The following is a 26028-nucleotide window of genomic DNA, read 5'->3' on the forward strand; positions in this document are numbered from 1 at the left end:
CGAATCTTTGAGGTTTGATCAAGAATCTTTTAGTTTTGACTATAAATCTTCCGGTTTCAATCAATAATCTTCGAGTTCCATCCATTATTCTTTCGATTTTTAGATTTATTCCGTCACTTGGAATATAAATCCATAAACAGACAAACAAAAAGTCGCCATTTAAATAGAGGCTCGTAAATTTATCCACGATCAGACTCGACTATAGCAGATTAACCCAGTCTTCTAGCCTCAATCTTCGAGGTTTGTTCAAAAATCTTTTAACGTTAACCACTAATCTTTCGGTTCCAATCAACAATCTTCGAGTTCCACCCATTATTCTTTCGATTTTCACGTTTATTGCGTCATTTGGAAAATAAACCCACAAACAGCAACAAACCTATAACAACGCACCACCACACCCCAAACCAACCAAAAAAAGCCCTCATCCAAGAGGGCTCCCATTCCAACCTATCCAACAACCATCACAGTTTTTCCAACTCACTGCCGAGATACTTTGCAAGCTCTAGCATGCCGTACTTCCCGGCAGCTTCCTCGGCGTCTTTATTATAGTTGGTATTGGTGTTCACATCATACGTATAGATCGTTCCTTCAGCGTCCCTGATGAATTCGATCCCGGCGATATCGATTTTGTTCATACGAAGGAATTCCTCATACTTTGTTAAGATTCCGTCTTCAAAACCATCGATCACCTTGAATTTTGGTGCTTCTTCCTTCTCTCCGACCGGACAATATAAATCGTCGATTTGGCAGGCATCCGCGGGGCATAGTTCGAAGCCTTCGGACGTATCGACGCGGACTGCATAGATAAACTTGCCACCGATGAATTCACAGCGGGTGATGGATGAATCGGGAGACTCGATGTATTCCTGGATCAGGGTTGTCCCATCCAGCGGCTCCTCGAACGAATCACTATATACATATTCCTTCAATGCTTCCACCGAATGAAATAATTGTACACCCAAGCCTTTACCGGCACGGTTATGCTTTGTGATGAATGATGGCTTACCGAGTTTTTCTGCGGCTTCGATGATTTGGTCTTTCCCGACTGCAGCGATCGTCAGAGGCGTTTTGATGCCTGCAGCGTTCAATGCCATGTATTGATTGACCTTGCTGACTTCCAATCGAAGTGCACGTGTGCCGTTCAGGACCTTCCGATCATGGCGCTCAAGCCAGGATAGGACGCTTTCCGTGAGCTCCGGTGCATAGCGATGATTTCTGGTGTGCGAGGATGCACTGATCCGATTATAGAAGATGCCTTCCGGGGGCGCTTCCGTTAAATCAACCACTCCTTGATCGAGGAACCACTCCTCAAACGGGAGGTCCAGTTCATTCAGGCGATTCGTAAGATGTTGGGTCCAATCACTGTTTTCGTGTATCACATGAATTTTTTTCAAGAGCATTCCCTCATTTTTTAAAAGATGATAAAACCGACTTAAATACAAAGTAATCCTACTATAAAAGTAGGATTACTGTCAAAATCGTTTATCATTTCGGGATCTCTTATTTCTTATCTGGATTTTCATTCCGCTTTTCGCAATGGGCGTTTCGTTCGTGGGTTTACCGAGGGGCTTCTCAACTGCTTGATCCGCTTTCATCAAGTCCCTTATTTCCTGTAGCACTTCAAGGTTCGTGGTCGGTCTGACTTTGTAAGGCTCCTCCCCTCCCTTTAAGCGGTTGAAGAGCTTGATCATGATGAAGATGCTGGCAGCGACAAGGAGAAAATCGACTGTTGTCTGAATGAACTTCCCAATTTCGATCACCTCAGCCTTTACTTTCAATGTCAATCCTTCAAAGTTTATGCCTCCGAATAATATGCCGACGAGGGGCATCATGATATCCTGAACCAGGGATTCTACGATCTTTCCAAAAGCTGCCCCGATGATGACAGCGATGGCAAGGTCAAAGACATTTCCCCTTGAAATGAAATGCTTGAATTCTTTCAACATCCACTTCTTCACCTACCATTCCCTTATTAAATCATATGGTCCGGGTCAGGCGGGTATGAGGACAAACTTATGAAAAAAAGAAGCCGGTCCAATGATCGGCTTCTTACATGATATACTTTCGTACCATGGCAAAGAGAAGGAATAAGGCAACGATGAACATGACAATGACAAGGATTTTTTCTTCCTTATTACCAAGCATAGTGATTCGCCTCCCTGTAGTTTACCTTCCCCCAGTGTACGATAATTTAGCATTCGTTTCACTTTTTACACACTGGTTCGTTCGATCAGATGTGTTTCAAGTATGACCGGGGCAGAAGCATTGTCTTCCAAGAACAAGTTAAATGCCTCCTCGCCAAGCTTCCTGATCGGCACTTCAAATGAAGTGATATCGAAAGCTTCTGCGATTGGATGGTTATCAAAGCTCAGGATGGCCAGGTCGTCGGGAATGACAATCCCCTTTCTCCTTGCTTCGGATACGATTCCTGCAGCTACCTGGTCACTTGTCACAATGAGGGCTGTTGGCTTCTGCTTTAATTCCTGCCAGTGGAGAAGGACCTCCCTTCCATCTTTAAGGTCGATGCACTCTGTAAAGATCCACTCTTTTCTTACTTGTTGTCCCGAGGCTTCTATTCCATCGGAGAAACCGCGTATTCGTTCCTCGCTGTTTGTACCGAATGTACGGTGGATGCATAATCCGATTTCCTTATGGCCCCTTGGTTGCAGATGATCGATACCGGCGCGGATGGCTTCATAATGATTAATGAATACTTTTTTCTCAGTCCCATGAAGGTTTTCACAGAATACGACATTCTGTCCATGGAGAAATGGTGATAAGGTTTCAAGGGAATTCGTCCTTGAAGCGATGATCAAGCCATCGACCTCTTTCATCTGGAGGCGATGAAATGCATCCAGCTCCGCTTCCTTTTCATAATCAGTCTGGAAAACCTTGAGGTGATAACCATGTTTCAGCGCTTCCCCGGCAATGCCCTGAAGGATCTCACCGAAGTAGGGAAGATTCAGGAATGGAAGGACGACACCGATACAATACGTTTTTCCTTTGGAGAGGTGGACAGCATTGGCATTTTTTATGTAGTTCAATTCTTTAACAGCTTGCAATACTTTCTGTCTCTTCTCTTCCTTTACATAAGGATGGTCATTCAACACCCTCGAGACGGTCGAAACCGAGACACCGGCCTTATGGGCGATCTTTCGGATATTCGTCATGGTACTATCCCCTCTTATTTTTAGATTCGATGATTTTAAAAATAACGCTTGCACTGAAACGCGTTTCACAAATTATAGTGGGGGTAGTTACAAAAGATGCTCTCTAAAGGAGGAATGAAGCATGCTTGGCATTTTGTACCTTCCCGTTCTTTGTTTCATTATAATAGGTGGTGGCTATCTTGCTTTGGAACCGATCAATTTCTTCACCGTTAAAGACAGAGATGATCCGTTTGATTCACTTTTTAATGATCGCATGTAATCTTCTGTATCCGGCTCCGACCTATGATAAAGGAACGAGCCGGTCAAGATTTATTTATTGGTCCATCCACTTATTGGCCCATCCATGTACCGATTCAAGGACCGGTTGAAGGTCTCTTCCTTTATCTGTCAGGCTGTAAGTGATCTTTACAGGCTGGCCATCCACACAATCCCGTTTGACGATTCCCCATTTCTCAAGTTCCTTCAGCTTGTCGGACAGTACCTTTTGACTTAGATTCGGGATTCTTTCATTAATATCTTTAAAACGGCAGGTTCCGTCAAATAATACTTTTATGATGACACCCACCCAGCGCTTTCCCAAGATTGAAAAAGCAGCTTCATATTTTGGACAGATCAATGGTTTCAACTTCCTTTACACTTCCTTACAAGCTCATATCTTGACGCAAAATTTGACGTCCGTTATAGTAGTCATGTTATAAGATTCACTTACAAAAAGTAAGCATCATCCAAATATACCCTATATTATAGCACTTTTCTCACATCAAGGAGGCAAATATCATGACAGACTTCTTTCAAGTAGCAGAGGAACGACGATCTACGAAAGTGTATAATCCGGAGCTTGAGATTCCGAGAGAAGAATTGGTTGAAATTCTTGAGACTGCAGGGAGGGCACCTTCGGCATGGAACTTGCAGCATTGGAGATTTCTTGTGTTCGACCAAAAAGATGTTCAGGAGCGCTTGCTATCGATTGCCTACAATCAGCAGCAAGTTGTTGATGCTTCCGCGGTTGTAGCGGTATTAGGTGATCTTGAAGCCGATAAGAATATCGATCCAGTCCTCGATCCTTCAGTGGAAAAAGGGGAAATGACCGCAGAATTGAAAGAAATTTTAACGAAGCAAATCAAAGGCGCGTACAGCCGTGAACAATACCCAAGGGATGCAGCGTTCAGTAATGCTTCCCTGGCAGCCATGCAGCTTATGCTCGCTGCGAAAGCCAAGGGATGGGACACATGTCCGATCGGAGGCTTCAACCCAGCTGCCCTGATGACGGAATTCAATGTCTCTGATCGCTACTTGCCGATCATGCTGATCACGATTGGAAAACCTTTGCAAGAAGCGCGTAAAACCGATCGCCTAGATATTCGCAATCTGATTGACTGGGCAGAGTGATAAAGGAAAAGCCACATCCTCTTTACATGGATGTGGCTTTTTCAATACCTTCAGATGTCCAATAATTCCCCTGTCACCCTTTGTATGATCACAGGTAGCACCGAAAAGGTATATGGCTTATATACTCTCTCCGTCCACTGATGACCATCTTTTCCGTAGACCCCGATGTTGATCGATGGGATATTCAACTTTCGGATGTGATCGATCGGGACAGGATATAGTTCGTCGATCAACGGCAGATTTTTTTTGATGACTTCAATGTCTTCATCTTCTTCATGCAGTGATAGAAAGCTCCCATCTGCAAGATAAGGGAAAAACCGTTTCATCACAAACTCTTCACCTGTCTCTTCCGAAATGTCATCCAGGCACTTACCTAGTACTTCCTTCACTTTTTTCCCGTGCTCATTTTCTTCATTCAGGTAGTTATGAGGCAAGAATGGAGGAGCAAAGAAAATGATGACTCTCGGTGTCCGGTCCGGATCCAGAAGCTGAAGGGCTTCCACCATTTTATAGGCAATCGAGCGCTTGTCTTCGCCTTTATGCTGTTCATAAACTTCCTCCATCACAGGCTCAGGTTCGATGCCCCTTTCTTTCAACCAGAAGATGTATTCCCTCAATGTGAGCACCTCGACTTGCCAGGACAACTCCCTTTCCGGGAACCCATGGTATTTCCGGTAGCTCTCATACTGTTCCTTGCTTCGCTCTTCCAGATGCGCGACCGCTTTCATGGCGGCTTTCTTCATTTGATATAGAACATCACGGGCCGTCTTTTCATAGACGAAATAGTTGAAGTAGATCGACGTACTAAGCGGTGTCTGAACATTATACGCCGTCTTATCATCCTTGAAGTAGAGGCAGGAAGGCGGCAGAGTGAATTCACCCGGTATCTTCTCGACGAGGTCGAGGTTCTGATTGATTTCCAGGTTGATTTTTGAAGCGATCGCGGTCGGATCGATGGACGTCAGTACGTCGCCGACATGTGCTTCGCGCCCATAAATATAGTATCCAGGCAAAAATTTGCCTGCAGCACCTGTATAAATATATCGCTTGCAATCACCGTCATAAATCGGCGATATGAAATCTGTATTGATTGCCGCCAAATAATCCAGCCCTTCCCCCTTGAGACGATCGAGCTCGGACAATGCGGCAATCAGCCCGGCATGTTCACTTTCTTCGTCACCATTGAACAAGAATAGGAGATTCCCAGGGGGGGCACTGTTTTGTTCCGTAAAGAAAAGAAGATTGGCGAGGTGTACGGCGATCCCACTCTGCATATCAAGGGATCCCCTTCCAAACAGCCAATTTCCTGATCTGGCATCCTCCCTGACTCTTTCTTCGCCTTCATAATCCATGAAGAACTTCTGAAGGAAATCCGGATCATGGGCCATTTCCTGCAGGGCACCGTAATCATCGGTCCCCACTGTGTCATAATGGGCATGGAATAATAGCGTTTTTACTGATTCCCCCTCGAGTAGCGCGAACACATTCTGCCTTTCGATCGGATCACCCGGCACATCCTGCATCCACACCTTGTCAGGATGCTGCCTGAAATAAGGGAATGATAGGATGATTTCATATATATAGCGAGCTTTTTGTTTTTCTCCCAATGTACCGTTATAGCTTTTCAGAGCGACTAAAGATCGTGTGATGAGTTCGATCCTTTCGGAGGTTGATTTATTTTTCAGCTGTTCATACACCTTGAAACCGCTCCTTTCAATATTATGCTTTTGATGATTGATAACATCTTAACCAAAATGGGTACCATATGGAAGGGGTTTCAAAATATTTTTTTATATTTTTTGAGTCACATCTATTGAATTCCACCCCAATACCGAATATTATATAATTTGTGTGTTTTTAATGTTCGTTTTTATGGAGGTATTATTATGTTTAGATTACAAGAAAACGGCACTACTCCTAAAACTGAAATTTTGGCGGGTTTAACGACATTCCTGACGATGGTCTATATCGTCATTGTCAACCCGATCATCTTAGCGGATGCAGGAGTACCATTTGACCAAGTTTTCTTAGCTACAATCATTTCAGCGGTGGCAGGTACGTTATGGATGGCGTTATTCGCCAATTATCCGATTGCCATTGCACCGGGTATGGGACTCAATGCGTACTTCACTTACTCCGTTGTAGGCGCAAATGACGAGATTTCATACGTTGTTGCATTTTCAGCCGTTTTCGTTGCAGGGATCATTTTCGTCATTCTTTCCCTTACCCCATTCAGGGCAAAGTTGATAGAGGCGATTCCTCAGAACCTCAAGCACGGGATCACGGCAGGAATCGGTTTATTCATCGCGTTCATCGGTCTGCGCCTTACTGGATTGATCGAGGCTCACCCGACGAACTTAGTGAAGCTTGGAGACCTTCATTCTCCTTCTGCCATTCTTGCACTGATCGGTCTCGGGGTGACACTCGTTCTCATGGTCTTGAATGTACATGGTGCATTATTCATCGGAATGATCGTGACGGCATTGATTGCCTATTTTACCGGTGAGCTATCCTTTGATAAAGGGATCTTCGCCATCCCTCACCTACCGGAGGGCATCATCATCAGTAATCCGCTCACTGCTTTCAGTGATGTGGTGCAATACGGGCTGTATGCCGTTGTCTTCTCGTTCCTTCTTGTTACCATTTTCGATACGACCGGAACCATGATCGGGGTTGCACAGCAAGCTGGATTGATGAAAGGGAATCAGCTTCCAAGGGCCAGGGAAGCACTTCTTGCCGATTCCGTGGCAACGACAATCGGGGCCATGTTCGGTACAAGCCCTACATCAGCCTATATCGAATCTTCTGCAGGGGTTTCCGCAGGTGGAAGGACCGGTTTGACGACATTGACCGTTTCGGTATTATTCATCGCCTCCGCCTTCTTCGGTCCTCTTGTCAGTGCAGTGTCAGGAATTTCAGCCATCACGGCACCTGCGTTGATCATTGTTGGAAGCCTGATGATGGGGAGCATCTCCCATATCAAATGGGATCAGCTTGATGAAGCATTTCCGGCATTCTTGATCATCCTCAGCATGCCACTGACATCAAGCATTGCAACAGGGATCGCGCTCGGGTTCATTTCCTACCCATTATTAAAAGTCGTAAAAGGGCAATGGAAGCAGGTACATCCGCTTGTCTACATCTTTGCGGTATTATTCTTCTACCAGCTCGCCTTCCTGCCTCATTAATAAAAAAGCCGCTCAGTGATGAGCGGCTTTTGTTATGTAGTACGAGTCCTATCCCCAGACCCGTACCACATCTGTCATTTCGTTCCCTTCAAAGGTCAGCTTGTAAATATCCGGCATCTCGAGGCCCTTCCAAAATTCGTACCCATACTGTTCATCAAAGTGATTCATGATCAATACCATGATATTCCCATGTGTGCCGACAACGATATTCTTGCCTTCATACGTTTCGATCATTTGCAGGAATCCCCGGACACCCCTTTCCTGTGCTTGGACGTTGGACTCACCGCCTGGAAGGGAATGATGAGGGTCGTTCCATACGTTCATGATCGCAGCATTGAAATCTTCCACGGGTTCACCGGAAAGCTGCCTTTCTTTCAGTTCCTCATAAAGATCGATCTCCTTATTGAAGAATGTAGCTGTACCCTCCACGGTCTCGATCGCCCTTTTGTAAGGGCTTGAACAAACGGCGTGGATATCTTGATCTTTCAGGAGAGCGTGCACTCGTTCTGCATCGCTCCTGCCTCTTTTTGAGAGCGGTCTTTTCAGCTCATCTGGTGTGTAATCCGAATGGGCATGCCGCACAAAATAAACCTGTGTTTTCATTCTCTCACATCTCTTCTTAAAAACTTGTATAGCAGTGTTCACACTGCTGGGACCTACTCTGTCTTTTTGTATGCTTCCGGCACTTCGGACACTCGACTTCCTTCGAAGATTGATCTAGTCCTTTATTGCCGTAGAACCATGTCGCATAAGACCGTTGGATAAGGTAAACCGTTAGGCCGAGCATCGTACCAACAACGAGCAAAATGAGTGCGAAACCCAAATCGATCCCTCCCTGCTTCACTCTTTATACGTTTATATGTGGACTAAGGTTTCATCTCATCTATTGATCCCAAATTGTGTCCATCTGACTGGCGTAAAGCAAGATCGCTTTTTTATAAGATTGTATGGAGTGATCCTCAGAGGTCTCCGCAAGAATGTGAAGCAGGATCTCCATTGCATCGCTGTGTTCGCCAAGGTTATGCAAGGTCATGCCGTAAAAAACCTTCAGTGCATGATGATCCGGGAATCGTTCCATCCCCTCTCTCAAGATTGATTCCGCTTCCTTGTACCTCCCCAATGTGCGATATGTACTGCCGAGCCCTACATAGGCACCCTTCAAGTCTTCATCCTTCAGTCCCAGGCTAATGGCTGCTTTGTAAAAAGGGATGGCCTCCTTTTCTCTACCCGAGGCATCATGGCTCCATGCACATTGATAGTGAAGTTCTCCGTTATCGGGTTCGGATTCGATCAAGTTTTTGAAATAGTCGATTGAATCCTGGTACTCCCCGTTCTCTCGCAGTCTGATCCCTTCTTTTACCATTTCCGAGTTCCCTCTTTCCTCTGCAGAGTATTCCACAAGCCAGGCGTCATGCCATATCTCTTCATGCAGTTCATTCCGGGGAAGAATTTTGATTTTGTTATACCCGCATTTCTCATAACACCTGATGGCCCGTTCGTTCCACGTCATCGGATCCATGACTAGGCGGTTAACTCCGTATGTATTGATGAGATGACGTTTGACCATATTGATCAGCTCCGTCCCGATTCCCCGATTCCAATAATCCCGCTCTCCTATGAACTGATCGGTACCATAAATGATTTCTTCACGATCCTTGTAGCCATATTTCTCCCTTTCTCCATCATCAATCGGATAGTATTGAAGATACCCGATCGATTTCCCGTCACAGATCACAATGCAGCCTGTAACATCGCGACTTCGAGATAAAAAGTGCTCCTCCACCATTTCAGGCGTGAAAGGACGATCCCTACCTTCATAAAAACGCAGCACTTCAGGATCAGACAGCCAAGCGGCCATGATCTCCCTATCGCCCAGTTCAATCGGACGAATTCCAATATTCCCTACATTCACCTTCACCACTGATTCCCCCTCTTCCCATTACCTATTCACTACCCCCACCCCAAAATCCTCCATTCCTTCACCACGGTAGTGCATCGAGGGACGTACCTTCCTGCTTGAGACCGAAGTGAAGGCATCTTTTCTCCATATTGAAATTGACAATTCCGTGAAAACGGGAACATTATTCTCCTTATTGGTATGTTCCTAGGATGTTAGCAGTAGAATAATCAAGAATTTCATGATATGATTAGTTTGTGAATTAATTCACAATACTTCATTCAATAGAACCATATCAAATCTTCTATAAAGTAAGGTGTGTGAAACAATGACAATCAAATGTACAAACAAAGTAGCTCTTATCGGGACTGGTTTTGTCGGATCAAGTTATGCTTTCGCCCTTTTGAATCAAGGAATCGCCCATGAACTCGTCATGATCGATATGAATAAAGAAAAAGCTGACGGAGATGCCCGCGACCTTAATCACGGACTGGCTTTTGCCTCTCCAATGAAGATTCATGCCGGTGACTACAGTGATTGTCATGACGCTGATATTGTTGTGATCACCGCAGGGGCAAATCAGAAATCAGGTGAAACCCGCCTTGATCTTGTAGGAAAGAACATCACCATCTTCAAGAGCATCGTCGAGCAGGTGATGGCAAGCGGATTTAACGGCATTTTTCTAGTTGCCACCAATCCGGTCGATATCCTCACATATGCAACCTGGAAATTCTCCGGCTTGCCGAAAGAGAGAGTCATCGGTTCAGGTACCATTTTGGACACGGCTAGACTTCGCTATTTGGTCGGTGAGCATTTTGATATCGATACAAGGAACATCCATGCGTACATCATGGGAGAGCACGGTGATACAGAATTCCCTGTTTGGAGCCATACAACAGTCGGTGCCAGCCACCTCTCTGAATTAGTCGATATGAATAAAGAAAATGTCCAAAACAAACTGGATGACATTTTCATCAATGTACGGGATGCCGCTTATCATATCATTGAGCGGAAAGGGGCTACCTATTACGGAATCGCCATGGGACTTGCGAGGATCACAAAAGCGATCTTCAACAATGAAAATAGTATCCTGACCGTATCTTCTCTTCTTGAAGGGGAATATGACCAAGAGGATCTATACATCGGGGTACCCGCGATCATCAATCGTGAAGGCATCCGGAAAGTAGTGGAGCTCCCATTGAATGATAAGGAACAGCGTCAATTCGACCATTCTGCTCGAACGTTAAAAGCGGTCATGAATAAAGCATTCGCCGAAACGAAATAAGGGGGTTGTCCCCCGACATTGCATAGACAGGCACGCCCACAAAGCCTCCTCATAAACTATTGAGAATTCGTTTATGAGGAGGTTCTTCTATGTACGACGACAGACAGTTATTTCCTGGAGGTTTTCCCGGTGGAGGCTTTCCCGGTGGAGGTCCACCAAGTTCACCGCCACCCGGAGGACAACAAGGGGGCAATCAGCAGCCACCCGGACCACCACCAAATTTCACACCACAAATGACATCCATGCAAGGCGGCCCCGGTGCGCCTAGCACCTATTCGATCGACCCAGGCGGCATCAGACGCTGTATGTTCCGATACACCTATATTTGGCTGAGACGGGATGCGTTCTGGTTTTACCCTGTATTCGTCGGCCGCCAATCGGTTGCCGGATGGAGATGGATCGGGTGGAGATGGGTATACTTTGGCATCGATTTAGATAAGATCCGATCATTCACTTGTGTGTAGGTGATGGATATGTATCCATATCCACACTTTGATCGCGCCCACCAAGAAGGAAGGTCGGGCAGCATTACCGTTTCAGGGGAACATACGGTTTATGTAAATCCCGATCAAGCCATTCTATCCATCGGCATCGTGACAAAGAATGAAAATCTTGAAGTTGCGCAGAAAGAAAATAACCGGATATCAAATAGAGTGATCCAATCGCTCATGAACAATAATGTTGAAAAAAAGGATATCCAGACCTCCACCTATCAAATCTTCCCGCAATATAACTATGAAGATGGGAAGCAGGTGTTCTCCGGTTATGAGGTCAGGCATGTTCTACGAGTAACGGTTGAAAACATCGACTCAATCGGATCGATCATCGACGATGCCGTCAAAAGCGGTGCAAACCGGGTTGAAAACATCCAATTTATCAACTCATCCCCTGAAAAGACCTACCGAAAGGCACTTACAGCGGCTTATCAAAAAGCATTGGAAAAAGCCCTGACCCTATCAAACAAATCCGGCCAGCAATTGGACCCGCACCCGAAATCGATTATCGAGCACGCTGGCACACCACTGGTTCCGCTTGCCCCGACAGCCTTTGTCAAAGCAGCCGAAGAAAGCACGAATCTTCAGCCCGGACAAATCGGTGTCACAGCTACGGTCACTGCAGAGTTTCGGACATACTAAGATAAAGGCCCGTCCCTCACTGCTTTAAAGCGTTGGGGGACGGGCCTTTTAGTTATTTCATTCACCGAGTGATCTTGTTTTTCTGAAGCATGCCTCCATGGCTGTCAGGACGCTTCCCTTGAATCCACTTTTCTCTAAGGATGCGACTGCTTCGATGGTGGCACCACCAGGGGAGCAGACAGCATCTTTCAATTCCCCTGGGTGCTTGCCTGTTTCGAGTACCATCTTCGCTGCGCCAAGGACAGCTTGAGCCGCCAGTTCATACGCCTGTTTCCTCGGTATCCCTTGAAGGACGGCTCCATCTGCAAGTGCCTCGATGAACATGAACGCATACGCAGGCGATGAGCCGCTCACCGCCGGGATGGCATCCATCAACGTTTCATCCACCAGCTCTGCCTTACCAAAGCTCCTCAACACGGAGGAAATCTGATCCATTTCCCCGTCTGATAACCGACCATTCACACAATACGCGGTCATGCCCTCGCCTACCAGTGATGGTGTATTCGGCATCGTCCGCACAACCTTCAATGTTCTGCCGAATTGGGCTTCCAGCCATTCCATCGTGATGCCGGCAGCGATCGTCACCACAATCGCGTTTTCCTTCACATGATCCTTCACTTCTGATATGACCGTTTGATGTTGATCGGGTTTGATTGAAAGGAACAGGATATCCGAAAATGCTGCAACAGCGGGATTATCCTCTGTGCACTTCACTCCGAATTCCTGTTCCACTTTCATACAGGTAGACTGTGACCTAGCACTCGCCATGATCGCATCTTTCTCGACAACCCCGGATTCCAGAATGCCTCCGAGGATCGCCTGTGCCATATTTCCGCACCCGATAAATCCAATTTTTTTATTCATGCTGATTCACCTCTGATTAATGACTCACCCTAGAATCATATCAAACTTTCACTGTCACGTGAATGTTTGCACATCAGCGTTTTGCCTGATTATCAGCAATCTTCACCTGTCCCCTTGCCTTTTTCAACATCGCCTTGAAATCGATTTCCACAATCGGTTCATCGTTCAACAGCCTATTCCTGATACCCGTCAGGAGCTCTTCTTCTACCTGTGATAAGTGTTTGACGTCCCACTTTTTATGGAACACGGTGTAAAGAGTGAAGTCACGCAGTGATAGGAATGCCGGCAGATGCTCGATCCATTCTTCTTCAAGCGGGGACTCTTCAAGGTATCCGGAAAGAAAGGCTGTCAGGAACGCTTCACCAAATTCGGAACGTGTTTCCAGGCTGTCCTTCCTGTATTTCCACCATACCGAGTAATAAAGAGGGATGGCAATATCACTCAGGAAAAAGAACTGCATGCTATCATCGAAATCAAACACATGAATTTCACCCTCATGATAAAAGAAGTTCCCTGGGTGGATATCAGAGTGGATGACTCCGAAATTTTCAGGTGTTTCCTCAAGCGCCTGCAGCCCTTTCTTATTTTCCTCTGCTTTTCCAAGGATGATTGAATCATGTGAAGGTAGATACTTGGCATATTGCAAAACATCATCTTCATCCCAGCGTCCCCTTATATACTCCGAAGCCTCATACTGCTTCGTGACCCGATGCATCTTCCCGGTGACCCTTCCCCATTTCCTGAACAAGGAGTCATCAAACAGGGGATCATTGATACCGACCGGTTTGCCTGGCGCTTTATCGAATAGGCACACATAAAAGAACGTTTCCCCTGCTTTCAACACTTCCACTAACTTGCCATCCAGTGAATCATTGACCAATGAAACGTTGACGCCGTTTTCATGTAAGTAGTTCACCCATCTGAGTTCCGCTTCTACTTCCTTTGCAGACCGGTGGGAGCTGTGGGTCAATCTGAGGATATACGGCACGCCTTCCTTATGTACTTCATACACATAGTTTTCAAAATCACCAAGCTTTTTCGCCTGTGACGATTCACACCCGAATCTCTTCGCGGCCGTTTCAAGGAGTTCCTCACTGAAAAGCTCATCAATCCAATTCTCCATCTCTTATTCCCCCTTCAATAATGCGACACGGTATGGGAACAATTCCGCTGTCATGATTCCTTCACGGACACAAGGATCCCCCTTCATGAATTCCTCTGCATGTGCTTCACTTTCCACTTCAAAGACGACGATTCCAAACGCATTCTCTTCTTCATTCAACGTCCTGCCAGCCAAAATGACGACACCTTGCTCCTTGAAATCCTTCAATCGACTGAAGTGATCCGCTACGATTGTTTCATCTTCTCGAGTCCAATTCTCCTCATGATATAAGCGTGGAATCAATTTCAGCATATAGATAAATTCCATGATTTCTCCTCCTTAGCATTACTCTTGCTTCTATACTTTCGACTCCCTCACCCGGTATTCCTTTACAGACACCACGAAGGCACTCTTTTACCCCATAATAAAAAAAACCAACCCCTTCAGGTTGGTCGTTCAATCATTGATTGGTTGAAATTCGATTCCTCTTCTTTTCATTAAATATTGAAGGGCCGTCCTAAACGTCAGGAAGCTTTTCATTTCAAGTATTTCCCTTACTCCTGAATTGACAATGATCTGGGTCAGGGAAGGCGTGAACCCTACAAACAGAACCTCTATCCCCATCAACCCAATGGCTTTGGCCAAATTATCCACATACATCCCGAATACATCCATTTCACATATATCCTTTTCTGAAATGGCCGAAAAGTCGATGATGATGGTATGAATATCTTCTTGATACGTCACATTCAGGATTTTCGTTATGATCATCTCAAAACGTTCTGGTGAAAGGCGTCCGGTAATTGGGACTAGGATGGTTTCAGGGACGATGGAAGGGATGATGGGTGCTGATATTTCCTTGATCAGCTCCTCAGACTCCTCCAATTGTTTTTTTAGCTCCACGATTTCTTCTTTAAGCTGCTGTACTTGCTTTGATTCATTTGTCATTCTAAACCTCACCATATCCATATATTTAGGCTCAGTCAGCCGTTTTTTCTATTTTAGCACCAAACCCCTCAGAAGAGAGTATCTTTTTATCAGGTGGGGAACATTCCCTGGAACAATCTAAAAGCCAGCCTATTCGGCTGGCTTTTATCAGGCATATGCTTTTTGTTCTTCTTTCTTGAAGAAGCTTCGCATCGCATGGAATACATCGGCTTTTTGCTTGAGGATATAGTAACGGAAGTCTTCATTTTTAATGTTTTTATATGCGGACATGAGGGTTGAGTGACGATTATATTGATTAACCTCACCATATCCGAACATACTGGAAACCTTCATCAGTTCCTCCACCAGTTTTACACAGCGGACATTATCAGATGTCAGATTGTCACCATCCGAGAAATGGAATGGGTAGATATTATATCTTGACGGATTGTATTTCTCATCAATGAGTTCCAGTGCTTTCCTATAAGCAGATGAACAGATGGTCCCTCCACTTTCCCCTTTCGAGAAGAAATGTTCTTCCGACACAACCTTCGCTTCCGTATGGTGGGCGATGAATTCGATCTCCACGGTTTCATATTTTGTCCGTAAAAATCTGGTCATCCAGAAGAAGAAGCTCCTTGCCATATACTTCTCCCACACTCCCATACTTCCACTCGTATCCATCATCGCTAACACAACCGCTTTTGATTCAGGTTTTAATACTTCATTCCAAGTACGGAATTTCAAGTCTTCTGAAATGATTGGATGAAAGCTCGGTTCACCTTTCATGGCATTCCTCTTGAATGCTGACATCATCGTTTTCTTCTTATCTATATTTCCCATGAGGCCTGTTTTTCGGATATCATTGAACTCAATATGCTCCACGGTCTGGACGTCCTGTTCCTTCTTTTTCAGATTAGGGAGCTCCAATTGACTGAACAATGCTTCTTCTATCTCCATGAGGGACACTTCAGCTTCATAGTAGTCTTCCCCTGCTTTATCCCCTGCTCCTTGCCCTTTCCCAGGACCCTTCTGCTGCTGGGAACCGTCCCTTGCAATTACATCTCCAACCTGACTGTCGCCGTCCCCTTGCCCTGCATGTTTATTTTTATCATAGTTATAGCGGATTTTATATTCATCTAGAGAGCGTATCGGGATCTTGACGACATCTCGGCCATTGGACATAATGATGTTCTCTTCAGTAATGAGATCAGGTAAATTATTTCTTATCGCATCCTGTACCTTCTCTTGATGGCGTGTCTGATCGTCGTGACCTTTGCGGTGGAGGGCCCAATCTTCCTTGGAAATGACAAACTGATGATTATCCATTTGACTCACAATTTTCCCCTCCTTAATATTTTTCACATTTCTCTTTCACTTTGCATACACTATGTTGACTGTGGAATCTTCTCACTTTCTTCCCCTTAAAGGAATGAATCGGGGATTACTCTATCCTATGCAGAAGTATTGATAAATTTACAAATAATTTCGACAATTTAGCGTTCTTTTTAAGTTTGGACGAGCCTATTTTTTCATTCACTAAAATACAACATAGGGTATAAAGTCATGCATGAAAATATGTACGTCATCAAGGTGAATATACTTTACATTTTATATTCCTATGTGTCTGCATCTATGCGACTTTTTTTCACAAAAAAATAACCAGGCCATCCACCTGATTATCACTCTTCCTCATATTGAGCCGGATCTTGTACTCGATTGTGGTTCTTCAACTCTCCGCTGGAACGCAGCTTCTCCATTTGCTTGCCCAGTTTGATCAGTTCCTCCATATTCGAGGCCATGCTTCCGTTAAAAGGTTCCGCTTCTTCTCGACACTGAGATTTAGAAGGCATCCCCTTCACCCACTTTCATTTAGGATATGGGCCCGGCTCTCTCTATCTACAGATTAATATATTCTGATTTTTCCGTCAATATATTCATTTCTTATCCTTTTCTTTGTATTGAACGGGATCAGGCTGCTTATCATCTTCCTTCAGTTCCTCATTCGTACGGAGCCTGTCCATCTGCTTTCCGAGCTGCTCCATCTCCTCAAAGTCGTGTGCCATCGATCCATTGTCTGGCTCGTAATTCTTGTCGAGCTCATATTTCTTATCCGGTTCCTGCTTCTTTTTCATCATGTGTTCACCTCTTTTATTTACTATTACAGTTCCCCTTTCATCCCATAAGTAAACGGCAAAAAGAACGGGATGCAGAGCATCCCGTTCTTTGGCACCCCTATGGTTAACGATTCAGCAAGCTTCCTACATAACGCAGCAGTTCGTTTGCTGAAGTGGAGTTGTAGCCATGCTCGTCAATGAGGCGTGCCACGACTTCATTGACTTTCTTGAGCTGCTGTTCATCCGGCGTTTTTGTGGATGTAGTGATCTTGACGACATCCTTCAGGTCGGCAAACAGCTTCTTCTGGATTGCTTCACGGAGGCGGTCGTGAGAATTATAGTCGAACCGCTTTCCTTTGCGCGCATATGCCGAGATTCGGATCAGGATCTCTTCACGGAACGCTTTTTTCGCATTTTCAGAAATTCCGATCTGCTCCTCGATCGAACGCATCAGTTTTTCATCCGGATTGATTTCTTCACCGGTCAATGGATCATGGAGTTTTGCCTTGTTGCAATAGGCCTCGACATTATCGAGGTAGTTATCCATGAGTGTCTTGGCTGACTCTTCATAGGAATAAACAAAGGCTTTCTGAACTTCTTTCTTCGCGATATCATCATATTCCTTACGCGCAAGCGAGATGAAATTGAGATATCTTTCACGCAGTTCATTCGTGATGGACGGATGCTGATCGAGTCCTTCCTTGAGTGCACGGAGCACATCAAGGGCATTGATTGTCGGTATCTCTTTACGAATGATCGTAGATGAAATCCGATTGATCACATAACGCGGATCGATTCCGCTCATTCCCTCATCCTGGTATTCTTTCTTCATTTCATCGACATCGGCCGAGTTGAAGCCTTCCACACTCTCTCCATCGTAAAGGCGCATCTTCTTAATCAGATCAATATCGCCGCGCTTCGGCTCCTTCAGACGTGTCAGGATCGTGAACATGGCCGCCACCCGTAACGTATGAGGCGCAACGTGCACATTGGATACATCGCTCTCCCCGATCATCTTTTCATAAATCTTTTCTTCCTGGGTCACTTTCAGATTATATGGAACCGGCATTACGATGATCCTCGAATGCAATGCCTCATTTTTCTTATTTGATATAAACGAGCGGTACTCTGTTTCATTCGTATGTGCCACAATCAGTTCATCAGCTGAAATCAGCGCAAATCGTCCGGCTTTGAAGTTACCTTCCTGCGTGAGGGATAATAAATGCCATAAGAACTTCTCATCACATTTCAGCATCTCCTGGAATTCCATCAAGCCGCGGTTCGCTTTATTCAGCTCCCCGTCGAAACGATACGCACGCGGATCGGATTCCGACCCATATTCAGCGATTGTCGAGAAGTCGATGCTTCCCGTTAGATCGGCGATATCCTGGGACTTCGGATCTGAAGGACTGAATGTCCCGATCCCGACACGTTTGTCTTCGGAGAAGAAGACTCTTTCCACCTGTACATCTTCGATTCTTCCCTGGTATTCCTTCTCCAGGCGCATCGTATTTAAAGGTGACAAATTCCCTTCAATACGGATTCCGTAATCCCCATGGAAATCCTCACGTAAATGCTGAGGGATCAAATGAAGTGGATCCTCATGCATCGGACATCCCTTAATGGCAAAAATGGCTCCACGGTCTGTGCGTGAATACTGCTCCAGACCCCGTTTCAGCATGGACACAAGCGTCGATTTACCACCGCTGACCGGCCCCATCAACAATAGGATTCTCTTTCTCACGTCTAATCGTTTAGCAGCAGGATGAAAATACTCCTCAACCAGTCTCTCGAGTGCCTCTTCCAAGCCAAATAATTGATTGCTGAAGAATTTATATCGTCTTTTCCCATCTACTTCTTCCACTCCAGCATCCTTGATCATATTATAGACTCTCGAATGAGCCGACTGACCAATCCAAGGCTTTTCTCTTAACAACTCCAAATACTGAGCAAACGTCCCTTCCCATTTCAGTTTCACTTCTTCTTCACGGTAATGTTCAACTTTTTTTAAGATATCCATAAGGACCTCCCCCTGTCGCTTAATGAGAGACGATTAATATACTCTATGCGCTTGTTCACCCGAACATGTTAAGAAGATGGATTTCTTCACCAAGCTTTATGGAAAAAAGGCTGAACGTGCTGCTGAATCAGAGATCAAGTGGATCGATCTGCTTGTCGGTCCGTTCCCGGATTTTTCAGCCGGACACAGCTGATAGCGCTTACGGTTTTCATCAGGGAGAAGGAATAGTTCTTTATGAAATTGTCACAAAAATATCCATCTTTCGTTCACAACTTTCATAAAATAGGCTATACTAAAGACAGACTGTGGAATATGAAACTGGAGGTATACCAATTATGGGTACAATCATCATTTTAGGTGTGACTGCTGCGTTCCTTACAGCAATCTTCACTGCTGGATATAACGACAAGCCAGGTTCAAACTAATTCATTGCAAAAACCCCTTTAAAGCATGTGCTTTTAAGGGGTTTTTTGCTTCTTTTAATAGGAGCTAACATCATGCTCCTTGCCTATAATCCTCATCGTCAAATTCGTTACCTTTTATCAAACCCACGCTTTTCAACAAACTCCTTCATATACATCCGCTTCTTCGCCGACAGCATGGCTGCCATCTGTCCGGTCCAGCGGTCGGATCGTTTCCCGCCGGTGCGTTCGTGATAATAGGAAGAAATCGTTTCGTCATATTGGTCCAATTCCGCTTTCATCCGGGCTTCATCAGCCATGTACGCATCCTCATGATAAACGGCTCCGAGCGGCAGACGCGGCTTCACACTTGAATCTGAAGCCGGATACCCGACAGCCAGTCCGAATAACGGGATGACGCGCTCGGGAAGTCCGAGCACTTCACTCACGGCTTCGAGGTCGTTCCGGATTCCTCCTATGTAGCAGATGCCCATCCCCATGGATTCAGCAGCAATCGATGCATTCTGAGCGGCAAGGGAAGCATCGATCAGGGCGACCATGAATTTTTCCGTGCTTTCCAATGACGGGATCACATCGGCGTCCTCCCATTTTCCGATCTGCTCATGACGGAATAAGTCAGCGCAGAACACAAAGAAATGACCATTTTCTTCTACATAGCTCTGATTTCCTGCAAGCTCCGCAAGCTTCTTCTTTTTAGCGGGATCCTTCACCCCGATGATCGTGTATGCTTGAATATAGCTTGACGTACTCGCAACCTGCGCACTCCGAACGATCGTGGTGATCTCTTCGTCCGTCAGTGGTTCATTTTTAAAATGGCGGATCGAACGATGATTCAAGATGGTTTCAATTGTCTGGTTCATAGATCATTCTCCTTCAAAGCCTCTTTTTCTATAGTATAAGCCAAATAAAAAAAGGAATGAAAATCATATGATTCTCATCCCTTTTCGATCACTTCGGCAATTCCCTGTGAAGTCCCGGATAATTGCGCTGCCTGAGGGCTTCGTATACCAGGATCGCTGCCGTGTTGGAAAGGTTCAATGAACGGACGTTCTCGTTCATCGGAATTCTAAGTGCACGGTCCAGATTATTCTCGATCACATCATCCGGAAGGCCCGTTGTTTCCCGTCCGAAGATAAAGAAGTAGTCCTTATCCTCCACGCTGTAATCAAAATCAGAGTGCGGGATCTTGCCATACTTGGTCAAGTAGAAAAACTCCCCGCCTTCATTCTTCTGGAAAAATTCATCTAGTGAGTCATAGTACACGATCTTGACGTGCTGCCAATAGTCTAGCCCCGCTCTTTTCAACATTTTATCGTCTGTTGAAAACCCGAGGGGACGGATCAAATGCAGCGTCGTATCGGTTGCCGCGCATGTTCTTGCGATATTTCCCGTATTTGCTGGAATTTCTGGTTGATATAATACAACATGTACTCCCATGTATGTCACCTCATTCATAAAACTCTATGTGACATTATACCATTTCTCGGCGGGAGGACAATACTTAACGATCATCGATGATTGTGTAAAACTTGTATTTGATGTTAGGGGTATAGGCAGTGGAGTCTTCATACTTCCAATACCTCATCCGGCTATTGAAGGTGTGTGCATTCACGAGAGGCATCCCGTCTGCATCACGCCCTGTCACAATGGTTGTATGATCGAAACGGCCATCCCCTTCAAAATCATAGCAAATGACATCCCCAAGCTTCAGCTTATGGGGGCTCCCCACTTCCCTGGCACGAAGCCCGATCGTCGATGCGGGCAGATGAAGCCTCATGGAGTTTGCAACCGTCCAACTGTAACTCCAGCTATTCCCCCTCATCCACCAGCCTTTCCCCTGCGAAGGGTATCCCCTCATAGGGGCATTCCCGGCATGCAGGCATTGGGAAATGAAATTCGTGCAGTCATTTTCAAACTTCCGGTAAGCGGGATTATACGTGTTCCACCACTTTTCTGCGTACTGAACCGCACTCAAACGGTCGTATTGATAAGAAACCCTGTCTTCTTCGTTGTGTGCAGGCGGATCATCCAATGAACTAAGTTCGTCCACGGTGACAGGAACTTCCCCATCGTCATAAAGATGGCCATCATAATAGACCGCTCTCCTATTCTCCACCTCTTCTTCAAGATAAAAGAACGAACCTTGCTTCACTAAATATTTATAATGGACATCGTAAAGAACGGAACTGGTGTCATCCGGTTGCTCCTTGATCTCCCGCACCATTCCCGACGCCTCCACCTTGACGATTTCTGCATTCCGCCGCTGGAATAAATCTTTTTTCCGTTTCACTTTCTCATGTTGAAAATCGGTTTGTCCCCGGGTTGTATATTCACTGATTACATGATTGATTCGATCCATCAGAAGCTGTCTGATCATCGCCTTCCCTCCTCACTCTTATTTCTATGAGGGAAGGACCCTCTTCAAAACAAAAAAGGATGAATCCGTCTTTGACCGGATCCATCCCTATCATATGTCTGAAGCAAGCAGCTCGATGCCCTTTTGAATTTCGGCCAGCACTTCTTCATCTTTTTCGATTTCCTTTTGCCTTAACAAAGCTTCTTCTGCTTCGTCCCCGCCAATTTTGCCCAATGCCCAGGCAGATGTCCCGCGCATGACGGGTCTCACGTCTTTTTTCATCACATGGATCAATTCTTCAATCGCGGTATCGTCCTTGTAATGCGCAAGCGCGATGATGGCATTCCGCTGAATCGGCTTCTTGCCTCTCCAGGAACCTGATACATGGCCATACTTCTCCTTGAATTCACGGTTGCTGATCGTCAGCAGCGGCTTTAACAGTGGCTTCGCAATTTCTGGATCGGGCTCCATTTCTTCATGAAAATGAAAGTCCATCCCCTTATTTTCCGGACAAACGGTCTGACACGTATCACATCCGTATAAGCGATTTCCGAGCTTCACCCGGTACTCATCTGCAAGGAACCCTTTCGTCTGTGTCAAAAAGGCGATGCATTTCTGCGCATCCAGCTGTCCGCCCTCAACAAGCGCTCCGGTCGGACAGACGTCCACACATTTGTTGCAAGTCCCGCACTGATCCTCCATTGGTTCATCCGGTTCAAACGGAAGATTCGTCACCATTTCCCCCAGATACACATAAGATCCGAATTCAGGCGTGATGATGCTGCAATTTTTTCCGCTCCAACCGATCCCGGCGCGCTCAGCAACCGCCCGGTCAACAAGCTCCCCTGTATCGACCATGGATTTAAAACGGGCCTCGGGCACTCGGGACACAATATATTCTTCCAGCTTCTTCAAGCGATCTCTCAACACATGATGATAATCGGTCCCCCATGAAGCCCTGCAGAAAATACCTCGTCTTTCGCCTCGCTTACTTTGAGGGGCATCCTTCATCCTGGAAGGGTAGGCAAGAGCAATGCTAATGATCGATTTCGGCCCATCGAATATAAGGGAAGGATCGACCCGCTTCTCGATGTCCTTTTCTTCGAATCCCGATTGATAACCGAACATCTCCTGCCGGATCAACCTATTTTTCATTTCAGAAAACGTGTTAGCGGTAGTGAAGCCGATCTTATCAATGCCAATCTGTTTGCTGTAATCGATGATATCCTTCTTCAACTGATCAAAATCCAAGGCGTCCTGCCTCCTTTCCTTATATATAGTAATGAAAATTCGTCTAAAATGATTAAGTCCGAGTATTATGATAAACTATTTGAAACAAAATGTGGAGGAAAAATAATGGAAATGACAATAGATGCATCGATCACATCCAAGATACCGGATTTCAAGATTGGTTTGATCCAATACCATAATATCGAAGTCGGAGATTCCCCTCAAATGCTGAAAGGAAGACTACAGCTATTTCAGGAATCCATTTTCTTCGACCTTCAAGATAAAAATGTAACCAGCATCAGAGGCGTAGCCGAGTGGCGGGATGTCTTCAAGAAAACAGGTAAAGACCCAAACCGCTACCGTCACTCGGCCGAGGCACTTTACCGCCGCGTCAAAAAGCAGAACTATCTCTCCACCATCAACTCAGCAATCGATTTGAACAACTTTTTCTCCTTACAGTACGAGGTGCCGATCGGAATCTATGATCGTGGGCAGCTCAAGGGGGATGCCTTGCAGCTGCGTATTGGCCGGACTGATGAAACCTATGTTGGGCTGAACGGACGGGAAAACTCCCTGGAGGACTTGATCATTGCCGCCGATGAGGATGGCCCTTTCGGCAGCCCATTCGTCGATTCCAATCGCGCCCCGGTGGGAAATGGAACGACCGATGCAGTACAAATCATCTTCTTGAGGCCTTCCCTCCCTGTTTCAGAAGGTGAGAAGCTGACAAACTCTTTAATGGATATGTTTATCGGGATTCATGGTGGAGAAGGTACTTGCCGAGTGGTTGGAGGGTGAATGGGGGTTGGATGAATGAGGGCCTGATTGGTGAGGGCCTGATGAGTTCTGGCCTGGTGGATGAGGTCCTGATGAGTTCTGGCCTGGTGGATGAGGTCCTGATGAGTGCAGGCCTGGTGAGTTCTGGCCTGATATGTTGATTAGGAACATGATGAATAACCTGGGAGCCAATTGTTGATGGTTGACCGGGTTATTTTTTATGGAATGAGGGGGTTTGAACTTGGAGCGGGGACATTTTCTTATGTAAAATAAAGCACGGCACTGAAATTCTCTAAAGTTACAGCTTTTTTGGGACCGTTTCTCCACGAAACTGAGCTTTGACCATTGATTACATCAAAAATCTTTTAGTTTGGAGCAAGAATCTTCGAGAAACAGGTGATAATCTTTTAGTTTCCCCCTATATTCTTCGAGAAAGCGCCGATAATCTTCGAGAAATCGAATTTATTCCGTCACTTACCAAATTAAGGAAATATACAGCGTGACATTTTGACGATTTCTTGTAAAAATAGTCTCTCCTCACTGGTTTGATCCATTAATCTTTTAATTTCAAGCACTAATCTTCGAGAAATGGCTAATAATCTTTTAGTCTCCACCTATATTCTTCGAGAAAGCACCAAAAATCTTCGAGAAATCGAAATTTATTCAGTCACTTACCAAATTAAGGTAATTTTTAGCGTGGCCTTTTGACGATTTCTTGTAAAAATAGTCTCTCCTCACTGGTTTGATCCATTAATCTTTTAATTTCCAGCACTAATCTTAGAGAAATGGCTAATAATCTTTTAGTCTCCACCTATATTCTTCGAGAAAGCACCAAAAATCTTCGAGAAATCGAATTTATTCCGTCACTTACTAAATTAAGGAAATACCCAGCGTGACATTTTGACGATTTCATGTAAAAATAGTCTCTCTTCACTGGTTAGATCCAATAATCTTTTAATTTCAAGCACTAATCTTCGAGAAAAAGCTAATAATCTTTTAGTCTCCACCTATATTCTTCGAGAAAGCACCAAAAATCTTCGAGAAATCGAATTTATTCAGTCACTTACCAAATAATGGAACACAACAACACCCATTCCCATCCCCCTCTCCCACTCCACATACGCACTTAACCAACCCAAAACAAAAAAGAGAACCCCCAAAAGGGTCCTCTCTCATCCCTACACCCACCACATATCCGAAGGCTGTTCCTCGATCAGGATCGATTTCAGGTTCTTGACCGCACGCGCGAATCCTTCTTCGATCGACATGATCGGGTCTTCGTGTTCAATGCTGACGACATAGTCGTAGCCAAACGTACGGAGCGCACTCATCATGTCGGACCATTCCTGAAGGCTGTGACCGCATCCGACTGAACGGAACGACCATGCACGGGTCTGGATGTTTCCATACGGCTGCATATCGGTCAGGCCGTACATATTGACGTTATCTTGATCGATATACGTGTCCTTCGCATGGAAGTGATGGATTGCATTTTCTTTTCCAAGGATCTTGATTGCTGCAACCGGATCGATTCCTTGCCACCAGAGGTGACTCGGGTCGAGGTTGGCACCGATTGCATCGCATGTTTCCTCCCTTAGCTTCAGGAGCGTGTACGGTGTATGAACAAGGAAGCCACCGTGCAGCTCGAGGCCGATTTTCACACCGTGCTCTTCCGCAAGCTGTCCCATCTTCTTCCAGTAAGGGATCAACTTCTCTTCCCATTGCCACGTGAGGATATCACCGTATTCATTCGGCCATGGAGCGACCGGCCAGTTTGGATGCTTGGCACCTTCATGATCGCCAGCCGTTCCCGAGAAGCAATTGACGACAGGGACATTCATGACACCCGCTAGCTTGATTGTTTTTTCGAGGGCAGCATGGGATTCTTCCGCAAAAGCAGCATCTGGTGAAATCGGGTTGCCGTGACAGCTGAAGGCACTGATTTCAAGTCCGCGGGACGTAACTTTTTGCAGGTACTCGACACGCATTTCTTCATTTTCCAAAAGGGCATCAAGGTCGCAATGCGCGTTGCCCGGATAACCCCCGGTTCCGATTTCGACCGCATTCAAGCCTGCATCCTTCACGTAATCGAGCATTTCATCGAGATTCTTTTGAGAAAATAATACGGTAAATACACCTAATTTCATC

28 protein-coding genes and 1 pseudogene are annotated in these 26028 nt (G+C 45.5%); 8 read left to right on the forward strand and 21 right to left on the reverse strand.

Features of this window, described 5'->3' with window-relative positions:
• Positions 1–461 precede the first annotated feature (461 nt).
• The 3 genes and pseudogenes from LCM10_RS16275 to LCM10_RS16285 form a co-directional block, all read right to left on the reverse strand.
• The gene (locus LCM10_RS16275) at positions 462–1394 is read right to left on the reverse strand and encodes an ATP-grasp domain-containing protein (protein ID WP_224877354.1); all 933 of its coding nucleotides are present in this window, start codon (positions 1392–1394) and stop codon (positions 462–464) included.
• Between the two features lie 195 nt (positions 1395–1589).
• A pseudogene (mscL, locus tag LCM10_RS16280) lies at positions 1590–1946 on the reverse strand (large conductance mechanosensitive channel protein MscL); the annotation flags it as partial.
• A 264-nt stretch (positions 1947–2210) separates the two neighbouring features.
• Entirely contained in the window at positions 2211–3170 is a 960-nt protein-coding gene (locus tag LCM10_RS16285) for a LacI family DNA-binding transcriptional regulator (protein WP_224877355.1), read from the reverse strand.
• A gap of 121 nt (positions 3171–3291) precedes the next feature.
• On the opposite strand from LCM10_RS16285, the gene LCM10_RS16290 reads away from it, so the two are divergent.
• Complete coding sequence (locus LCM10_RS16290) at positions 3292–3429, forward strand: hypothetical protein (RefSeq protein WP_224877356.1); 138 nt, start codon at positions 3292–3294, stop codon at positions 3427–3429.
• A 54-nt stretch (positions 3430–3483) separates the two neighbouring features.
• Here the strand turns inward: LCM10_RS16290 and LCM10_RS16295 are convergent, their stop codons facing one another.
• Positions 3484–3786 (reverse strand): winged helix-turn-helix transcriptional regulator, encoded by a 303-nt coding sequence (locus LCM10_RS16295; RefSeq protein WP_412103411.1) that lies wholly within the window; start codon positions 3784–3786, stop codon positions 3484–3486.
• Between the two features lie 161 nt (positions 3787–3947).
• On the opposite strand from LCM10_RS16295, the gene LCM10_RS16300 reads away from it, so the two are divergent.
• Positions 3948–4559, forward strand: a complete 612-nt coding sequence (locus LCM10_RS16300) for a nitroreductase family protein (protein ID WP_224877358.1) — start codon at positions 3948–3950, stop codon at positions 4557–4559.
• A 50-nt stretch (positions 4560–4609) separates the two neighbouring features.
• Here LCM10_RS16300 and LCM10_RS16305 read toward each other — a convergent pair whose 3' ends face one another.
• Complete coding sequence (locus LCM10_RS16305) at positions 4610–6256, reverse strand: M20/M25/M40 family metallo-hydrolase (RefSeq protein WP_224877359.1); 1647 nt, start codon at positions 6254–6256, stop codon at positions 4610–4612.
• A 189-nt stretch (positions 6257–6445) separates the two neighbouring features.
• Between LCM10_RS16305 and LCM10_RS16310 the strand changes: the two genes are divergently transcribed.
• Positions 6446–7747 (forward strand): NCS2 family permease, encoded by a 1302-nt coding sequence (locus LCM10_RS16310; RefSeq protein WP_224877360.1) that lies wholly within the window; start codon positions 6446–6448, stop codon positions 7745–7747.
• 48 nt (positions 7748–7795) lie between these two features.
• Here LCM10_RS16310 and LCM10_RS16315 read toward each other — a convergent pair whose 3' ends face one another.
• The 3 genes from LCM10_RS16315 to LCM10_RS20795 all read right to left on the reverse strand — a co-directional run bounded on the left by LCM10_RS16315 (position 7796) and on the right by LCM10_RS20795 (position 9665).
• Entirely contained in the window at positions 7796–8350 is a 555-nt protein-coding gene (locus tag LCM10_RS16315; protein ID WP_224877361.1) for a histidine phosphatase family protein, read from the reverse strand.
• A gap of 16 nt (positions 8351–8366) precedes the next feature.
• Positions 8367–8534, reverse strand: a complete 168-nt coding sequence (locus tag LCM10_RS20885; protein ID WP_412103413.1) for a DUF2614 family zinc ribbon-containing protein — start codon at positions 8532–8534, stop codon at positions 8367–8369.
• A gap of 96 nt (positions 8535–8630) precedes the next feature.
• Positions 8631–9665, reverse strand: a complete 1035-nt coding sequence (locus LCM10_RS20795; protein ID WP_318247504.1) for a tetratricopeptide repeat protein — start codon at positions 9663–9665, stop codon at positions 8631–8633.
• A 307-nt stretch (positions 9666–9972) separates the two neighbouring features.
• On the opposite strand from LCM10_RS20795, the gene LCM10_RS16335 reads away from it, so the two are divergent.
• From LCM10_RS16335 to LCM10_RS16345, 3 genes are all read left to right on the forward strand, one after another.
• Positions 9973–10929: an L-lactate dehydrogenase gene (locus LCM10_RS16335; protein ID WP_224877363.1), complete on the forward strand. Its 957-nt coding sequence runs from the start codon at positions 9973–9975 to the stop codon at positions 10927–10929.
• 89 nt (positions 10930–11018) lie between these two features.
• Positions 11019–11393 carry a hypothetical protein gene (locus LCM10_RS16340; protein WP_224877364.1) on the forward strand — a complete coding sequence of 125 codons (375 nt, stop codon included), beginning with the start codon at positions 11019–11021 and terminating at the stop codon, positions 11391–11393.
• 9 nt (positions 11394–11402) lie between these two features.
• A complete protein-coding gene (locus LCM10_RS16345) occupies positions 11403–12065 on the forward strand; it encodes an SIMPL domain-containing protein (protein WP_224877365.1) in 663 nt (220 codons plus the stop codon).
• A gap of 57 nt (positions 12066–12122) precedes the next feature.
• Here the strand turns inward: LCM10_RS16345 and proC are convergent, their stop codons facing one another.
• From proC to queG, 12 genes are all read right to left on the reverse strand, one after another.
• Positions 12123–12929, reverse strand: a complete 807-nt coding sequence (gene proC / locus LCM10_RS16350; RefSeq protein ID WP_224877366.1) for a pyrroline-5-carboxylate reductase — start codon at positions 12927–12929, stop codon at positions 12123–12125.
• A 73-nt stretch (positions 12930–13002) separates the two neighbouring features.
• On the reverse strand, positions 13003–14052 hold the full coding sequence (locus LCM10_RS16355; protein ID WP_224877367.1) for a phosphotransferase enzyme family protein: 1050 nt from the start codon (positions 14050–14052) through the stop codon (positions 13003–13005).
• A 3-nt stretch (positions 14053–14055) separates the two neighbouring features.
• The gene (locus LCM10_RS16360) at positions 14056–14358 is read right to left on the reverse strand and encodes a YciI family protein (protein ID WP_224877368.1); all 303 of its coding nucleotides are present in this window, start codon (positions 14356–14358) and stop codon (positions 14056–14058) included.
• Positions 14359–14487: 129 nt separating this feature from the next.
• Positions 14488–14979, reverse strand: coding sequence for an STAS domain-containing protein (locus LCM10_RS16365; protein ID WP_224877369.1), 492 nt, complete (start codon positions 14977–14979; stop codon positions 14488–14490).
• 147 nt (positions 14980–15126) lie between these two features.
• Positions 15127–16287: a sporulation protein YhbH gene (yhbH, locus tag LCM10_RS16370; protein WP_263621542.1), complete on the reverse strand. Its 1161-nt coding sequence runs from the start codon at positions 16285–16287 to the stop codon at positions 15127–15129.
• A gap of 353 nt (positions 16288–16640) precedes the next feature.
• Complete coding sequence (locus tag LCM10_RS16375; RefSeq protein WP_224877371.1) at positions 16641–16811, reverse strand: hypothetical protein; 171 nt, start codon at positions 16809–16811, stop codon at positions 16641–16643.
• 84 nt (positions 16812–16895) lie between these two features.
• Complete coding sequence (locus LCM10_RS16380; RefSeq protein WP_224877372.1) at positions 16896–17096, reverse strand: hypothetical protein; 201 nt, start codon at positions 17094–17096, stop codon at positions 16896–16898.
• Positions 17097–17199: 103 nt separating this feature from the next.
• On the reverse strand, positions 17200–19095 hold the full coding sequence (locus tag LCM10_RS16385) for a PrkA family serine protein kinase (RefSeq protein ID WP_224877373.1): 1896 nt from the start codon (positions 19093–19095) through the stop codon (positions 17200–17202).
• 532 nt (positions 19096–19627) lie between these two features.
• A complete protein-coding gene (gene nfsA, locus LCM10_RS16390; RefSeq protein WP_224877374.1) occupies positions 19628–20377 on the reverse strand; it encodes an oxygen-insensitive NADPH nitroreductase in 750 nt (249 codons plus the stop codon).
• 88 nt (positions 20378–20465) lie between these two features.
• Positions 20466–20954, reverse strand: coding sequence for a tRNA (uridine(34)/cytosine(34)/5-carboxymethylaminomethyluridine(34)-2'-O)-methyltransferase TrmL (gene trmL, locus LCM10_RS16395; RefSeq protein ID WP_224877375.1), 489 nt, complete (start codon positions 20952–20954; stop codon positions 20466–20468).
• Positions 20955–21018: 64 nt separating this feature from the next.
• Positions 21019–21891: an amidase domain-containing protein gene (locus LCM10_RS16400; protein WP_224877398.1), complete on the reverse strand. Its 873-nt coding sequence runs from the start codon at positions 21889–21891 to the stop codon at positions 21019–21021.
• 93 nt (positions 21892–21984) lie between these two features.
• Positions 21985–23124 carry a tRNA epoxyqueuosine(34) reductase QueG gene (queG, locus tag LCM10_RS16405; RefSeq protein WP_224877376.1) on the reverse strand — a complete coding sequence of 380 codons (1140 nt, stop codon included), beginning with the start codon at positions 23122–23124 and terminating at the stop codon, positions 21985–21987.
• Positions 23125–23229: 105 nt separating this feature from the next.
• On the opposite strand from queG, the gene LCM10_RS16410 reads away from it, so the two are divergent.
• Complete coding sequence (locus LCM10_RS16410; protein ID WP_224877377.1) at positions 23230–23901, forward strand: B3/4 domain-containing protein; 672 nt, start codon at positions 23230–23232, stop codon at positions 23899–23901.
• Entirely contained in the window at positions 23898–24041 is a 144-nt protein-coding gene (locus tag LCM10_RS16415) for a hypothetical protein (RefSeq protein WP_224877378.1), read from the forward strand. The genes LCM10_RS16410 and LCM10_RS16415 overlap by 4 nt, the downstream gene beginning before the upstream one ends.
• A 1017-nt stretch (positions 24042–25058) precedes the next feature.
• Here LCM10_RS16415 and LCM10_RS16420 read toward each other — a convergent pair.
• Entirely contained in the window at positions 25059–26027 is a 969-nt protein-coding gene (locus tag LCM10_RS16420) for a sugar phosphate isomerase/epimerase family protein (RefSeq protein ID WP_224877379.1), read from the reverse strand.
• Position 26028 lies beyond the last annotated feature (1 nt).

Origin of the sequence: Rossellomorea aquimaris (genome assembly GCF_020171925.1) — a bacterium.
Classification (GTDB): Bacteria; Bacillota; Bacilli; order Bacillales; family Bacillaceae_B; genus Rossellomorea; species Rossellomorea aquimaris_F.

What these genes read in the sequence shown, in the direction of transcription:
- LCM10_RS16285 (WP_224877355.1), bottom strand. Translation starts at nt 3,170, where the DNA reads ATGACGAATATCCGAAAGATCGCCCATAAGGCCGGTGTCTCGGTTTCG.
- LCM10_RS16290 (WP_224877356.1), top strand. Translation starts at nt 3,292, where the DNA reads ATGCTTGGCATTTTGTACCTTCCCGTTCTTTGTTTCATTATAATAGGT.
- LCM10_RS16300 (WP_224877358.1), top strand. Translation starts at nt 3,948, where the DNA reads ATGACAGACTTCTTTCAAGTAGCAGAGGAACGACGATCTACGAAAGTG.
- LCM10_RS16310 (WP_224877360.1), top strand. Translation starts at nt 6,446, where the DNA reads ATGTTTAGATTACAAGAAAACGGCACTACTCCTAAAACTGAAATTTTG.
- LCM10_RS16315 (WP_224877361.1), bottom strand. Translation starts at nt 8,350, where the DNA reads ATGAAAACACAGGTTTATTTTGTGCGGCATGCCCATTCGGATTACACA.
- LCM10_RS20885 (WP_412103413.1), bottom strand. Translation starts at nt 8,534, where the DNA reads ATGCTCGGCCTAACGGTTTACCTTATCCAACGGTCTTATGCGACATGG.
- LCM10_RS16335 (WP_224877363.1), top strand. Translation starts at nt 9,973, where the DNA reads ATGACAATCAAATGTACAAACAAAGTAGCTCTTATCGGGACTGGTTTT.
- LCM10_RS16340 (WP_224877364.1), top strand. Translation starts at nt 11,019, where the DNA reads ATGTACGACGACAGACAGTTATTTCCTGGAGGTTTTCCCGGTGGAGGC.
- LCM10_RS16345 (WP_224877365.1), top strand. Translation starts at nt 11,403, where the DNA reads ATGTATCCATATCCACACTTTGATCGCGCCCACCAAGAAGGAAGGTCG.
- proC (WP_224877366.1), bottom strand. Translation starts at nt 12,929, where the DNA reads ATGAATAAAAAAATTGGATTTATCGGGTGCGGAAATATGGCACAGGCG.
- LCM10_RS16355 (WP_224877367.1), bottom strand. Translation starts at nt 14,052, where the DNA reads ATGGAGAATTGGATTGATGAGCTTTTCAGTGAGGAACTCCTTGAAACG.
- LCM10_RS16360 (WP_224877368.1), bottom strand. Translation starts at nt 14,358, where the DNA reads ATGGAATTTATCTATATGCTGAAATTGATTCCACGCTTATATCATGAG.
- LCM10_RS16365 (WP_224877369.1), bottom strand. Translation starts at nt 14,979, where the DNA reads ATGACAAATGAATCAAAGCAAGTACAGCAGCTTAAAGAAGAAATCGTG.
- yhbH (WP_263621542.1), bottom strand. Translation starts at nt 16,287, where the DNA reads ATGGATAATCATCAGTTTGTCATTTCCAAGGAAGATTGGGCCCTCCAC.
- LCM10_RS16375 (WP_224877371.1), bottom strand. Translation starts at nt 16,811, where the DNA reads ATGCCTTCTAAATCTCAGTGTCGAGAAGAAGCGGAACCTTTTAACGGA.
- LCM10_RS16380 (WP_224877372.1), bottom strand. Translation starts at nt 17,096, where the DNA reads ATGATGAAAAAGAAGCAGGAACCGGATAAGAAATATGAGCTCGACAAG.
- LCM10_RS16385 (WP_224877373.1), bottom strand. Translation starts at nt 19,095, where the DNA reads ATGGATATCTTAAAAAAAGTTGAACATTACCGTGAAGAAGAAGTGAAA.
- nfsA (WP_224877374.1), bottom strand. Translation starts at nt 20,377, where the DNA reads ATGAACCAGACAATTGAAACCATCTTGAATCATCGTTCGATCCGCCAT.
- trmL (WP_224877375.1), bottom strand. Translation starts at nt 20,954, where the DNA reads ATGGGAGTACATGTTGTATTATATCAACCAGAAATTCCAGCAAATACG.
- LCM10_RS16410 (WP_224877377.1), top strand. Translation starts at nt 23,230, where the DNA reads ATGGAAATGACAATAGATGCATCGATCACATCCAAGATACCGGATTTC.
- LCM10_RS16420 (WP_224877379.1), bottom strand. Translation starts at nt 26,027, where the DNA reads ATGAAATTAGGTGTATTTACCGTATTATTTTCTCAAAAGAATCTCGAT.